11 protein-coding genes are annotated in these 13,615 nt (G+C 72.9%); 7 read left to right on the forward strand and 4 right to left on the reverse strand.

All coding sequences use genetic code 11. The features are described from left to right. Positions 1-22 precede the first annotated feature (22 nt). The gene (locus GSY65_RS27505) at positions 23-5,011 is read right to left on the reverse strand and encodes an ATP-dependent helicase (RefSeq protein WP_159773670.1); all 4,989 of its coding nucleotides are present in this window, start codon (positions 5,009-5,011) and stop codon (positions 23-25) included. A 218-nt stretch (positions 5,012-5,229) separates the two neighbouring features. Here GSY65_RS27505 and GSY65_RS27510 point away from each other — a divergent pair, with 218 nt between their 5' ends. Genes GSY65_RS27510 through GSY65_RS27520 form a run of 3 tightly spaced genes read left to right on the forward strand, consistent with a single transcriptional unit; the run spans position 5,230 to position 7,357 of the window. Further along, positions 5,230-6,171 carry an AraC family transcriptional regulator gene (locus tag GSY65_RS27510; protein ID WP_159773672.1) on the forward strand — a complete coding sequence of 314 codons (942 nt, stop codon included), beginning with the start codon at positions 5,230-5,232 and terminating at the stop codon, positions 6,169-6,171. A gap of 26 nt (positions 6,172-6,197) precedes the next feature. Continuing rightward, positions 6,198-7,052 (forward strand): AzlC family ABC transporter permease, encoded by an 855-nt coding sequence (locus tag GSY65_RS27515; RefSeq protein ID WP_236580087.1) that lies wholly within the window; start codon positions 6,198-6,200, stop codon positions 7,050-7,052. Beyond that, a complete protein-coding gene (locus GSY65_RS27520; RefSeq protein WP_159773674.1) occupies positions 7,049-7,357 on the forward strand; it encodes an AzlD domain-containing protein in 309 nt (102 codons plus the stop codon). The genes GSY65_RS27515 and GSY65_RS27520 overlap by 4 nt, the downstream gene beginning before the upstream one ends. A 171-nt stretch (positions 7,358-7,528) precedes the next feature. On the opposite strand, the gene GSY65_RS27525 is transcribed toward GSY65_RS27520, so the two are convergent. Continuing rightward, a complete protein-coding gene (locus GSY65_RS27525) occupies positions 7,529-8,473 on the reverse strand; it encodes a hypothetical protein (protein WP_159773676.1) in 945 nt (314 codons plus the stop codon). A gap of 79 nt (positions 8,474-8,552) precedes the next feature. Here GSY65_RS27525 and GSY65_RS27530 point away from each other — a divergent pair, with 79 nt between their 5' ends. The 4 genes from GSY65_RS27530 (at position 8,553) to recX (ending at position 12,622) form a co-directional block, all read left to right on the forward strand. Further along, positions 8,553-8,747 carry a DUF3046 domain-containing protein gene (locus GSY65_RS27530; RefSeq protein ID WP_159773678.1) on the forward strand — a complete coding sequence of 65 codons (195 nt, stop codon included), beginning with the start codon at positions 8,553-8,555 and terminating at the stop codon, positions 8,745-8,747. A gap of 196 nt (positions 8,748-8,943) precedes the next feature. Continuing rightward, positions 8,944-10,290, forward strand: a complete 1,347-nt coding sequence (locus tag GSY65_RS27535) for an AI-2E family transporter (protein ID WP_159776444.1) — start codon at positions 8,944-8,946, stop codon at positions 10,288-10,290. Between the two features lie 325 nt (positions 10,291-10,615). After that, entirely contained in the window at positions 10,616-11,740 is a 1,125-nt protein-coding gene (gene recA, locus GSY65_RS27540; RefSeq protein WP_159773680.1) for a recombinase RecA, read from the forward strand. A gap of 3 nt (positions 11,741-11,743) precedes the next feature. Further along, positions 11,744-12,622: a recombination regulator RecX gene (gene recX, locus GSY65_RS27545; RefSeq protein WP_159773682.1), complete on the forward strand. Its 879-nt coding sequence runs from the start codon at positions 11,744-11,746 to the stop codon at positions 12,620-12,622. 42 nt (positions 12,623-12,664) lie between these two features. Here the strand turns inward: recX and GSY65_RS27550 are convergent, their stop codons facing one another. Next, on the reverse strand, positions 12,665-13,198 hold the full coding sequence (locus tag GSY65_RS27550; protein ID WP_236580088.1) for a cysteine dioxygenase: 534 nt from the start codon (positions 13,196-13,198) through the stop codon (positions 12,665-12,667). A gap of 188 nt (positions 13,199-13,386) precedes the next feature. Beyond that, positions 13,387-13,536, reverse strand: coding sequence for a putative leader peptide (locus GSY65_RS34560; protein WP_328707517.1), 150 nt, complete (start codon positions 13,534-13,536; stop codon positions 13,387-13,389). Between the last annotated feature and the right edge of the window lie 79 nt (positions 13,537-13,615).

Raw genomic sequence — 13,615 nt, forward strand, 5'->3', positions numbered from 1 at the left:
GCGGTTGCGGGGGTGGGGCGGTTCAGGCGCGGATGCGTAGGCCGCGGGGGGTCGCGATGAAGCCTGCTGCTTCCAGGAGCGTGCCGTGGGGGGAGGTGAGGGCGGAGACGCCGTTCACGCGTTCCACGGTGACCGTGCCGAGGGAGCCGGCGCGGGCGGTGGCGGCCAGGGCCTCGGCTGCCGGGCGCAGGCGGGGGTCGTCCTGGGGTCTGGCGTCCGGGTCGGCGGGCCAGGCCAGGAGGGTCTTGCCGCCGCGTTCCATGTAGAGGGTGAGCTCGCCGTCGACGAGGACGACCAGTGAGCCCGCCTTGCGGCCCGGTTTGTGCCCCGCGTCGGTGGGCGGGTCGGGCCAGGAGAGGGCGGCTCCGTAGGCGTTGGCGGGGTCGGCGGCGGCCAGGACGACGGCACGGTTAGAGGGGGCCGCGGTGCGGGTGCGGTTCGGTGGGCCGTTCCGGCCCGGGGTGCCCGGGGTGCCCGGACGTCCTGGGACGGCGTAGCCGCCGTAGCCTCTCCCGCCGGCGTAGCCGTCATCACCGCCGGACCACGGGAGACCGGGGGCCGCGTGCGGGCGCGGGGCGGACTCGGGGGGAGCCGTCCCGGTGGGGCGCGTCGCGGTCCCCCCGAGCGCGTCGTCCGTGGTCGGGAAGGTGTCGTCGGTGAGCCAGTCGGGGAGGTCCAGGTCGCCCGCGGCGCTGGGGGAGCCGGGCGTCGGGGCAGGGGACCAGTCAGGGCCGCGGCCGTTCGGGCCTGGGCCCGGGACGGACTCGCCCCTCTCGCGGGCGTTGGCCACCGCGCGCAGGCGGTCCACCGCGCCGTCCATGGCGAACTGGGCCGCGCCGAGCCCTTCGACCACATAGCCGCGGCGGGCCTGGCCACTCTCCTCGAACACGGACAGGACGCGGTACGCCGCCGAGAAGCCGCCCTCGACGCCCTCGGCGGAGACGGCACCCCGGGTCACCACGCCGTGCCGGTCGAGCAGGGTGCGGGCGACGGCGTGCGCGCGGACGGTGGCATCGGGTTCGTGGGCGGGGAGCAGGGACCAGCGGCCCGCGACCGTCGGCGGCCCCGAACGGGACTGGGCGCGTGCCGCGGCGGTCAGGGAGCCGTAACGGCCGCGCGGGACGGTGCGCTTGGCGCGGTGGGCCGTGGATCCCGCCGTGCGGCCCGAGCCGAGCAGGGAGCGCAGGGGGGCGAGCGTGTCGTTGGTGAGGCGGCCCGACCAGGCCAGGTCCCAGATCGCGTCGGCCAGTTGGGGATCGGTGGCGTCGGGATGGGTCGTGGCGCGGACCTGATCGGCGATCTGACGGAAGAACAGGCCGTAGCCGCCGGACAGGGCGTCCAGGACGGACTGGTGGAGTGCCGTCAGCTCCAGCGGGTGCGGGGACGGGAGGAGCAGCGGGGCGCTGTCCGCCAGGTACAGCGACACCCAGCCGTCCTTGCCGGGGAGGGCACCGGCGCCCGCCCACACGACTTCTCCGGCGGCCGTCAGCTCGTCGAGCATCGCGGGGGCGTAGTGGGCGACGCGGGACGGCAGGACCAGCTTCTCCAAGGCGGACGCGGGCACGGAGGCCCCCTGCAGCTGCTCGACCGCCCTCACCAGACCGTCGATGCCGCGCAGTCCGTGACCGCCGCCCACGTGCTGCCACTGGGGCAGGAACTGGGCGAGCGCCGCGGGCGGCACCGGCTCCAGTTCGTGCCGCAGCGCGGCGAGGGAACGGCGGCGCAGTCGGCGCAGCACGGCCGCGTCGCACCACTCCTGGCCGATGCCCGCCGGGTGGAACTCGCCCTGCACGACCCGGCCGTTCGCGGCGAGCCGGTGCAGGGCACCCTCGGTGACGGCGACACCGAGCCCGAAACGGGCGGCCGCCGTGGCCGATGTGAACGGGCCGTGGGTGCGCGCGTAGCGGGCGAGGAGGTCGCCGAGCGGGTCCTTGACCGGTTCGGTGAACGCCTCCGGCACCCCGACGGGCAGAGCCGTGCCGAGGGCGTCCCGCAGGCGGCCGGCGTCCTCGATCGCCGCCCAGTGGTCGGTGCCCGCGATACGGACCCGGATGGCGCGCCGGGCCCCGGCCAGCTCGCGCGCCCACTGCGGCTCGGCGCCCCGCTCCGTCAACTCGGCGTCCTGGAGCGGCCCGAGCAGGCGGAGCAGGTCCGCGACGCCCTCGGCGTCCTTGACCCGCCGATCCTCCGTGAGCCACTGCAGCTCCTGCTCCAGCTCGGCCAGCACCTCGGCGTCGAGCAGTTCGCGGAGCTCCGCCTGGCCCAGCAGCTCCGCCAGGAGACGCGAGTCCAGCGACAGGGCCGCGGCGCGGCGTTCGGCGAGCGGTGAGTCGCCCTCGTAGAGGAACTGGGCGACGTAGCCGAAGAGGAGCGAGCGGGCGAACGGCGACGGCTCCGGGGTGGTGACCTCGACGAGGCGGACCTTGCGGGACTCGATGTCGCCCATCAGCTCGGCGAGGCCGGGTACGTCGAAGACGTCCTGGAGGCATTCGCGCACCGCTTCCAGGACGATCGGGAACGACCCGAACTCGCTCGCCACCTGAAGCAGCTGGGCCGCCCGCTGCCGCTGCTGCCACAGCGGGGTGCGCCTGCCGGGGTTGCGGCGGGGCAGCAGGAGCGCGCGGGCGGCGCACTCGCGGAAGCGGGACGCGAACAGCGCCGAGCCGCCCACCTGGTCGGTGACGATCTGGTCGACCTCGCCCTTGTCGAAGGCGACGTCCGCCGCGCCGACCGGCGCCTGCTCCGCGTCGTACTCCGTGCCGGCCTTCGTCGGCTCCATGTCGAGGAGGTCCAGGCTCATGAGGTCGGCGTCCGGCAGTCGCAGCACGATGCCGTCGTCGGCGTGCATGACCTGTGCGTCCATGCCGTACCGCTCGGACAGGCGGGCCCCGAGGGCGAGCGCCCACGGGGCGTGGACCTGGGCTCCGAAGGGCGAGTGGACGACGACCCGCCAGTCGCCCAGCTCGTCCCGGAAGCGCTCGACGACGATCGTGCGGTCGTCCGGGACGTGGCCGCAGGCCTCGCGCTGTTCGGCGAGGTAGGACAGGACGTTGTCCGCGGCCCAGGCGTCGAGGCCCGCGGCCAGCATGCGCAGGCGGGCGTCCTCCTGGGACAGGGAGCCCACCTCGCGCAGGAACGCCCCCACCGCGCGGCCCAGTTCGAGCGGGCGGCCGAGCTGGTCGCCCTTCCAGAACGGCAGGCGTCCCGGAACGCCCGGCGCGGGGGAGACCAGGACCCGGTCGCGCGTGATGTCCTCGATACGCCACGAGCTGGTGCCCAGCGTGAACACGTCCCCGACGCGCGACTCGTACACCATCTCCTCGTCCAGCTCCCCGACCCGGCCGCCGCCCTTCTTGGGGTCGGAGCCCGCGAGGAAGACCCCGAAGAGGCCGCGGTCCGGGATGGTGCCCCCCGAGGTGACCGCGAGGCGCTGCGCGCCGGGGCGGCCGGTGACGGTACCGGTGACCCGGTCCCACACCACACGCGGGCGCAGCTCCGCGAAGGCGTCGGACGGATAGCGACCGGCGAGCATGTCGAGGACCGCCGTGAACGCCGATTCCGGGAGCGAGGCGAAGGGCGCGGCCCGCCGGACCATGGCGAGCAGGTCGTCGACCTGCCAGGTGTCCATCGACGTCATGGCGACGAGCTGCTGGGCCAGCACGTCCAGGGGATTGCCGGGAATCCTCAGGGACTCGATGGAGCCGGTGCGCATCCGCTCCGTGACCACGGCCGCCTGTACCAGGTCACCGCGGTACTTCGGGAAGACCACGCCGGTGGAGACCGCTCCCACCTGGTGACCCGCGCGCCCCACGCGCTGCAGCCCCGAGGCGACCGACGGCGGCGACTCCACCTGGACCACGAGGTCCACGGCCCCCATGTCGATGCCCAGTTCGAGACTGGACGTGGCCACCACGGCGGGCAGCCGGCCCGCCTTGAGGTCCTCCTCGACCAGGGCACGCTGCTCCTTGGAGACCGAGCCGTGGTGGGCGCGGGCGAGGACCGGGGGCGCTCCCTGCGCCGGGCCCGAGCCGCCCATCAACTCGGCTGGCGAGTGGTGTTCGTCCAAGGGCTCGCCGGTGGCCCGCTCGTACGCGATCTCGTTCAGCCGGTTGCACAAGCGCTCCGCGAGGCGGCGGGAGTTGGCGAACACGATCGTGGAGCGGTGCGCCTGGACGAGGTCGGCGATCCGCTCCTCGACATGGGGCCAGATGGACGGGCGCTCCGCTCCCTCGTCGCCGTCGGCGACCGGGGAGCCGCCCAGCTCGCCCAGATCCTCCACCGGGACGACCACGGAGAGGTCGAACTCCTTGCCCGACGAGGGCTGGACGATCTCCACCCTGCGGCGCGGGGAGAGATAGCGCGCCACCTCGTCGACGGGACGCACGGTGGCGGACAGGCCGATGCGGCGGGCGGGCTTCGGCAGCAGCTCGTCGAGGCGCTCCAGGGAGAGCGCGAGATGCGCGCCACGCTTGGTGCCCGCGACCGCGTGCACCTCGTCGAGGATCACGGTCTCCACGCCCGTCAGCGCGTCACGCGTGGCCGACGTCAGCATCAGGAACAGCGACTCCGGGGTGGTGATGAGGATGTCGGGCGGCCGTGTGGCCAGGGCACGGCGCTCGGCGGCCGGGGTGTCACCGGAGCGGATGCCCACCCTCACCTCGGGCTCGGGCAGGCCCAGGCGGACGGACTCCTGGCGGATTCCGGTCAGCGGACTGCGCAGGTTCCGCTCCACGTCCACCGCGAGGGCCTTCAGCGGTGACACGTACAGCACCCGGCAGCGCTTCCTCGGGTCCGCCGGGGGCGGGGTCGACGTCAGCTGGTCCAGCGCGGCGAGGAACGCGGCCAGGGTCTTGCCGGAGCCGGTCGGGGCCACCACCAGCACGTCCGAGCCCTCGCCGATCGCCCGCCACGCCCCGGTCTGGGCCGCGGTGGGCGCGGAGAAGGCCCCCGTGAACCAGCCGCGGGTCGCGGGGGAGAAGCCGTCGAGGGCTCGATCTGCGGAGCTGACCATGCACCCATCCTGCACCCGCCCACTGACAACGGCCGTGACCTGCGGAGACGACGCCCCGGCGGGGCCGGGCCAGCGGTGTCGGCCGGGGCGGGGGAGAGCGGGCGAGGGAGCCCGGGAGGGACGGGCGGATCCGTGCCGGCCGGGCCCCCGGCCGGCCATGTGCCATCTGACCTGCACATGCCGACGGGGGCGGTCGTCGCAGGACGCAGAATGGGGGCATGGCGGGTTCGACGGAGCGGGCACGGCACTGGCAGTACGAGGAACTGCCCGGTGTCGACCTGCTGCGGGCCAGGTACGTGCGGAAGAGGTTCGTCCGGCACACCCACGAGAACTTCGTGATCGCCGCCATCGCCGACGGCGTCGAGGTCTTCCACCACGGCGGTGTCGACCAGTACGCGGGCCCGGGCACGCTGGCCCTGGTCAACCCCGACACCCCGCACACGGGCCGCGCCGGCGGCCCCGAGGGCTGGCGGTACGGCGCGGTCTACCCGTCGCCCGACGTCGTGGCCGAGATAGCCGCCGAGACCACCATGATCCGCGGCACCCCCGGCTTCACGAGCCCCGTGCTCTTCGATCCCTACGCCGTCGGCCTGGTCCACCAGGTGCTGAGGGCGGCCGACGAGGGCAACGCGCTCGCCGCCGACACCCTGCTCCGTGTCGCCGTGACCCGGCTGCTGCGCCTCAACGGAGGCCCGCTGCTCCGCCGTACCGCCAAAGCCGCCGGTGCCTCGGCAGCGGCACGCGCGCGTGCGGTGCTCCAGGAGCGGATGGCCGACCCGCCCAGCCTGGAGCGGCTCGCCGCGGACCTCGGCACCAGCCCCTTCGCCCTCCTGAGGGCCTTCCGGACCGCCTACGGGATGCCTCCGCACGCCTGGCTGACCGACGCCCGTGTCCGCAGGGCCAGGGCCCTGCTCGACGCGGGCACGGCCCCCGCCGAGGCAGCCGTCGCCGTCGGCTTCACGGACCAGCCGCACCTCAACCGCCACTTCAGCCGGATCGTGGGCGTACCACCGGGCGCGTACCAGCGGGAACGCAGAGCCGTCCCCGACGACCTGCGGGGACCCAAGGGCGGCAGGGAACACGACGACGACGGGAGCGACGCGAGCGGCAGGGGAACCGAGGGCGGCGGACGCGGGCGCAAGAACGTACAAGATTCCTGACCGCTTCCCGTCCTACCGTCCGAGGTGTGGCAGAGCAGACAGTCTTCGCAGGCATACATGACCAAGGGGGCGTCGAGCCCGAACGGGCCGTCGTCCGGGACGCCCTGGCGGTCGGGGTCGCCGTCGGACTTTCCGGTTTCGCTTTCGGCGTGACCTCGGCCGGCAGCGGGCTCAGCCTGCCGCAGACCTGTGCGTTGAGCCTCCTGGTGTTCACCGGTGCCTCCCAGTTCGCCCTGGTGGGTGCGCTCGCGGCCGGCGGCAATCCGTTCACCGCGGCGGCCGGGGCCTTCTTCCTGGGGGTGCGCAACGCGTTCTACGGGCTGCGTCTGTCACAACTGCTGGCCCTCCCGCGCGCGGTACGGCCGTTCGCCGCGCAGTGGGTGATCGACGAGACCACGGTCGTCGCCCTCGCCCAGCCCTCGCGCCGGGCAGCCCGGATCGGCTTCACCGTCACCGGGCTCAGCCTCTATCTGCTGTGGAACCTCACCACGCTCCTCGGCGCGCTCGGCGCGGAGGCCATCGGTGACACCGAGGCGTGGGGGCTCGACGCGGCCGGACCCGCCGTGTTCCTGGCGCTCCTCGCGCCCATGCTCAAGACCAGCAGGGAACGGGCCGTGGCCGGCGGCGCGGTTCTCCTGGGGCTCGGACTCCTGCCTGTGCTGCCCGCCGGGGTGCCGGTGCTCGCGGCCGCGGCAGCCGCTCCCCTCGTCCTGTGGGCGGAGGGGCGCCGCAGGAGCGGTGACCGGCAGACAGGGGACTGCCCGGGTGGCCCACAGCGCCGCCTCGACGGCCCTGAGTACGGCCCGCAGAACGACTCGAAGGGCGGCCCGGTGAACGACGCACAGCGCGACCAGCACGGCCCGCAGGGGGAGGCCCGGTGAACGTCTGGATCGCGATCGCCGTCACCGCCGTCGGCTGCTACGCCGTCAAGCTCATCGGTCTGCTGGTCCCCGAGGGCGTCCTGGAACGCCCGCTCGTCCAACGCCTTGCCGCCCTCCTCCCCGTCGCGCTGCTCGCCGCGCTCACGGCGCAGCAGACCTTCGCCGACGGACGCGCGCTCGTGCTGGACGCCCGGGCCGCGGGAGTCGCGGCGGCGGCCGTCGCGCTCCTCCTGCGCGCGCCCTTCCTGCTCGTGGTGGCGGCGGCGGTGGCCGTGACGGCGGGGGTGCGGGCGATCACCGGCTGAGGCGCGGAACGCATGGACGCGCGTGCGTGCGGGGACGCGTGCGCGTGCATGCGGGGAAGGTGGAAGGCGGACGCGGAGGCACGCGCGCGTGGGGCACGTGCCGGGATCGTGCGCCTCCGTTCATGCACGCGCGCGTACCCCCGGGCGTCCCGCCGGCCGGCTGTGCGCTCCTCAGCCGATCGACCGCCCGTACGCACGCAGCGTGCGCAGTGCCTCGATCGTCACGATCGGGCGGCTCTCCAGGGCGGTTCCCGGTGCCCACGCGCGCCAGCGGATCGGCCAGCCGCCGTCGTCGCGCTGCTCGCTTTCCAGGAAGTCGAGCGAACGGGCCATCTCCTCGTCGGTGAACCATGCGCGCGCGAGCGACTCCGGCACGTGCGCGAAGTCGAACGGGAAATGGTGCTCCCCCGGCGCGTAACCGGAGGCCACGGAATACTCCTCCAGCCGCTCCGGATCCAGCGCGGCGAGCCTCTGCTCGCGCACCAGCCGGCCGAGCCGGTCGGCGGCTGCCTGCGCGCGCGAACGGTCGGGAACCGAGTCCAGGAACGCCACGGCGGCCCGCACCTCGTAGGGGTGCGACTTCTCCAGCGTCTCGACCGCGTGCCAGCAGAAGTCGGTCGCCCGGAACAGCCACGCGTGCCAGACCTGGTTGCGGTGCAGCAGCCCGACCACGGGCCCGGTGGCCAGCAGCTCACTGGGCGGGTCGTCGACGATCGGCACGAACGGGGCCGCCGGATAGCCGCGCTGAACGGGAAGCACGGCGGGCAGGGCGCCGTCCGGGTTCGACACCGACGTCAGATAGCGGCACACGCGCTCCACCCGCTGTCCCGCACACCGTCCGATCGAGTCCAGGACCCGCAACGCGTGCCCGGTGTGCAGGGGCTGGCTCACCGGCCCGCGCAGATCCGGTTCGAGCGCGTGCCCGTATCCCTCGTCAGCGGTGCGGTAGGCGGCCAGCGCGGCCTCCACCGCGTCGGCGCTCCCATCCAGGAAGTGGTAGGCGAAGCGGCGCTGCTCCAGTACCCGGGCGGTCAGCCAGACGAACTGCTCGGCGCGGGCGAGCGGGGTGTGCGCCGGGGGAGATGAGGGGCGTGGGGATGCTCCGGTTTCGGACATGCGTCAGACCGTAGGGCGGAAAGCGGTGTCGGCAGGCCGTCCCGGCCGGGCCCACCCCCTGGGGCGGGATACTGGAGTCATGCGGTTGACGGTCTTCTGGCAGCGGATGGCGGAACACTTCGGTGAGGGGTACGCCGAAACCTTCGCGCGCGATCATGTGATGTCCGAACTCGGCGGACGGACGGTGCACGAGGCGCTGGACGCCGGTTGGGAGGCCAAGGACGTGTGGCGCGTGGTGTGCGCGACGATGGGCGTTCCTGCCGAAAACCGCTGAAAGGCGGCCGTACCGGTCGCGCCGCCGTCGCGCGCGGGACCGGAAGGCGCGGGGGCGGGGACCGATTGTCGGTGGTGTGGGCGAAACTTGGTCCGTGGCCCCCTCAGACGAGACCGCGCAGGTCGAGCCCCAGGCATCCCCCTCCGGCACGGCGCCGCCCACCGGACCCCCGGTCGGCACCGCGCCGAGTTCGGGCATGCCGCGCTGGCTGCCGCGCGCCATGGTGCTCGCGCTGTCGCTGGTCGCCGTCTTCGAACTGGGCAGTTGGGCGTTCCATCAGCTCATAGGACTTCTGGTCAACATCCTGATCGCGTTCTTCCTCGCGCTCGCGATCGAGCCCGCGGTGAGCTGGATGGCCTCGAAGGGGCTGCGCAGGGGCTTCGCCACCTTCCTCGTGTTCCTGCTCACGCTGATCGCGGTCGCCGGCTTCGTCACCCTGCTCGGCTCGATGCTCGCCGGCCAGATCATCAAGATGGTCGAGGACTTCCCGGCCTACCTCGACTCGGTCATCAGCTGGATCAACACCACCTTCCACACCGAGCTGAGGCGCGTCGACATCCAGGAGGGCCTGCTCCGCTCCGACTGGCTGAAGAGGTACGTCCAGAACAGTGCCACCGGCGTCCTGGACGTCTCCGCGCAGGTCCTCGGTGGTCTCTTCCAGATACTGACGATCGGCCTGTTCTCGTTCTACTTCGCCGCCGACGGCCCCCGGCTGCGGCGCGCGCTGTGCTCCGTGCTGCCGCCCGCCAGGCAGGCCGAGGTGCTGCGTGCGTGGGAGATCGCCGTCGACAAGACCGGTGGCTACCTGTACTCCCGCGGCCTGATGGCCCTGATCTCGGGCATAGCCCACTACGTCCTGCTGGAGTACCTGAACGTGCCGTACGCCCCCGCCCTCGCGGTCTGGGTCGGCCTGGTCTCCCAGTTCATCCCCACGATCGGCACCTACCTCGCGGGCGCGCTGCCTATGCTGATCGCCTTCACGGTCAACCCCTGGTACGCGCTGTGGGTCCTGGTCTTCGTGGTCATCTACCAGCAGTTCGAGAACTACGTGCTGCAGCCCAAGCTGACCGCCAAGACGGTGGACATCCACCCGGCCGTGGCCTTCGGATCGGTCATCGCGGGCACCGCGCTCCTCGGCGCCGTCGGCGCGCTCATAGCCATCCCGGCCATCGCCACCCTCCAGGCTTTCCTCGGGGCGTACGTGAAGCGGTACGACGTCACGGACGACCCGCGCGTCCACGGCCACCGCAGAACCGCCTCCGGCAACCTCCTCGCCCGTCTCCGGAACCGGCCGCGCGCGGAACGGGACGAGGGCGGCCCCGGAAGCGCCGTGCTCGCGCGCCTGCGGGAGCGGCTGGAGCACGGCTGGGGCGCGCGACCGTCGGACGAGGCCGCGCCGGGGGAGGCGGGACCGCAGGAAGGGGACGGTCCCCGGGGGCATGAGGGGGACGGCCCACAGGGGGGAGACGGTCCGCAGGTCCAGCGCCGGGGCGCGGGCCCCAAGGGGGGCGCCGGGTCCGAAGGCGGCACTCCGCGGGACTGACGGGCCGCCCCGACTTCGCGCGTTGTGGGGCCGCGGACCGCCTCCTGGGCGGCCGGGCTCCGGCACACGGCCGTTGCCCTCGCCGACGGACTGAATCCATCCTTCCGGAAGTCCTCCGGGGACCGCGTGGTGCGCTTGACACCAAAATCGAACATCCATTCTCATGGAGGCTCCGGCGAGCCTCTCGACGGGAAGTTCGACAGGGTTTGGGTGGAGAAGTACCCGAGTTATCCACAGGCCGGACGGGCGTCGGGGCCCATTGTCAGTGGCAGGCGTTAGCGTCTTTCACGTGAAGCGATCGACACAAGCAAATCGGGTGGAACCCATGGCAGGAACCGACCGCGAGAAGGCGCTCGACGCCGCGCTCGCACAGATTGAACGACAATTCGGCAAGGGCGCGGTCATGCGCATGGGCGAGCGGTCGAGGGAGCCCATCGAGGTCATCCCGACCGGGTCGACCGCGCTGGACGTGGCCCTCGGCGTCGGCGGCCTGCCGCGCGGCCGAGTGGTGGAGATCTACGGTCCCGAGTCCTCCGGCAAGACGACCCTGACCCTCCACGCCGTGGCGAACGCGCAGAAGGCCGGCGGCCAGGTCGCGTTCGTGGACGCCGAGCACGCCCTCGACCCCGAGTACGCGAAGAAGCTCGGCGTCGACATCGACAACCTGATCCTGTCGCAGCCGGACAACGGCGAGCAGGCCCTGGAGATCGTGGACATGCTGGTCCGCTCCGGTGCCCTCGACCTCATCGTCATCGACTCCGTCGCCGCGCTCGTCCCCCGCGCGGAGATCGAGGGCGAGATGGGCGACAGCCACGTGGGTCTGCAGGCCCGACTGATGAGCCAGGCCCTGCGGAAGATCACCAGCGCGCTCAACCAGTCCAAGACGACCGCCATCTTCATCAACCAGCTCCGCGAGAAGATCGGCGTGATGTTCGGCTCGCCGGAGACCACGACCGGTGGCCGCGCGCTGAAGTTCTACGCCTCCGTGCGTATCGACATCCGTCGCATCGAGACCCTGAAGGACGGCACGGAAGCGGTCGGCAACCGCACCCGTTGCAAGGTCGTCAAGAACAAGGTCGCGCCGCCCTTCAAGCAGGCCGAGTTCGACATCCTCTACGGCCAGGGCATCAGCCGCGAGGGCGGCCTGATCGACATGGGCGTGGAGCACGGCTTCGTCCGCAAGGCCGGCGCCTGGTACACGTACGAGGGCGACCAGCTCGGCCAGGGCAAGGAGAACGCCCGCAACTTCCTCAAGGACAACCCCGACCTCGCCAACGAGATCGAGAAGAAGATCAAGGAGAAGCTGGGCGTCGGCGTACGGCCCGAGGAGCCCGCCGCCGAACCGGGCGCGGACGCCGCGGCCTCCGTCACACCGGCCGACGACGCGAAGACGGTCCCGGCACCCGCGGCCAAGACCGCCAAGACCAAGGCCGCGGCGGCCAAGAGCTAGTCCGTGACACGCAGAACGGACTGGGGCGAGTACGCATACCCCAGTGCCCCTGAGGGCCGGGGGCGCGGGGGTGCCGGGGGACGTGCCGTGCAGGAGTTCGGCCCGTACGCCGGCGACGCCGACGAAGGAGATGTCGTCGGCCCACCGCAGGAGGTCGGACCCTCCGGCGGCGGCGCGTCCCGCGAAGGCCGTGGACGTGCCAACGGTGGACGTGCCGTCGGTGGTCGTGGTGGCGGTGCCTCACTGGACGCGGCCGGTGGGACACGCGGCCGCGGGGGGCGACGGCGCGGCTTCGGGGAGCCGGCCGGTGAACCGTATGACGACGGGGGGTCACAGGACGGGGGTTCGTCTTTCTCGTCGAGGGCCGAGAAAGGGGAGTCCTCAGGGGACCCGGCTGAGCGGGCACGGGCGATCTGCCTGCGCCTGCTCACCGGGACCCCGCGGACCCGCAGGCAACTCGCCGACGCCCTGCGCAAGCGCGAGATCCCCGACGACGTGGCGGACGAGGTGCTGTCACGGTTCGAGGAAGTCGGCCTGATCAACGACAGCGCGTTCGCGGACGCCTGGGTGGAGTCCCGCCACCACGGCCGTGGTCTGGCCCGGCGGGCACTCGCCCGGGAGCTGCGTACCAAGGGCGTCGACTCCGCGCTCATCGACGAGGCCGTCGCCCAGCTCGACTCCGACCAGGAGGAGGCTACCGCGCGTGAGCTCGTGGCTCGCAAGCTGCGCTCCACCCGTGGCCTCGACCGTGACAAACGCCTGCGCCGCCTGGCGGGCATGCTCGCCCGCAAGGGCTACCCCGAGGGAATGGCCCTTCGGGTGGTCCGGCAGGCGCTGGAGGAGGAGGGCGAGGACACGGACGGGCTGGAGGAGGGGCACTGAGGGAGGGGGCGGCGATCGCTCAGGGGGAGGGGGAGGGACAGCTCACTGCCAGTCCTCCGGACGTTCCACGTGTTCTAGGCGCAGTACCCGGCCCGTGCGGCTGTAGCGGCGGATGCGGGGAAGCGGCGGATAGTAGGCGTGCACCGAGACGGCGTGCTCCTCGGTGGACTCGTTGAGCACCTCGTGCACATGGTGGCGGCCGAAGGAACGGCCCGTGCCGCTGGGCAACTGGCGTTCGCGGTCGACACCTTCGGTGAGTTCGAGGGTCTGCCACCCGTCGGTGGGCAGCCGGGCGGCGAGGGAGTACTCCTTCAGCTCACCCGCGGCGGTGACGAACGCGCCCACCGACTCGGCGTGGTCGTGCCAGCCGGTTCCGGTGCCGGGCGGCCACCCGATGAGCCACGCCTCGCTGCCGCCGGGCCCTTCGAGCCGCACCCAGGTGCGCCCTTCGGGGTCGAGCGGAAGTGAGGCGACCAGCTCCGCGTCGGCAGCGGTCCGGCGCGCGAAGTCGAGCAACTCGGACTGCGTGGGAGCGGAGGAACCCGCGGCGGAGGAACCCGCGGCGGGGGAAGACACGGCCGGGGAAGGCACGGAGGCGGAAGCAGCGGAGGCGGAGGGTGACGAAGGGGAGGGCACGGAGGGGGAGACAGCGGGGGACGCGGAGGAGACAGCGGGGGACACAGACACGGGGACCGTCCTGGCGAATGGTTCGCGGGAGCGCACGCGCACATCTGCGGCGGCGCGCGGGGAAAGAGAGATGCGAATCAGCAGGACGGACGACACACGCAGCCCGCGTAGCGGACGAGGTCCATGTGGACCCTCCGCCACAGGCGCGTAGAGGTGTCGATCACGGTCCGGAGTACACCACGACGATCCGGACCGGTCAACCGTCCGTCACTATGTGGACACACCATGACGGACGTCGCGAGAAGCGGCCGGACGCGAGCGCGTGCCCCCTGCTTGCCGTGCCGCCACCCCACCGGCCCGCCGCGC

The organism is Streptomyces sp. HM190 (assembly GCF_009857135.1).
GTDB lineage: Bacteria > Actinomycetota > Actinomycetes > Streptomycetales > Streptomycetaceae > Streptomyces > Streptomyces heilongjiangensis.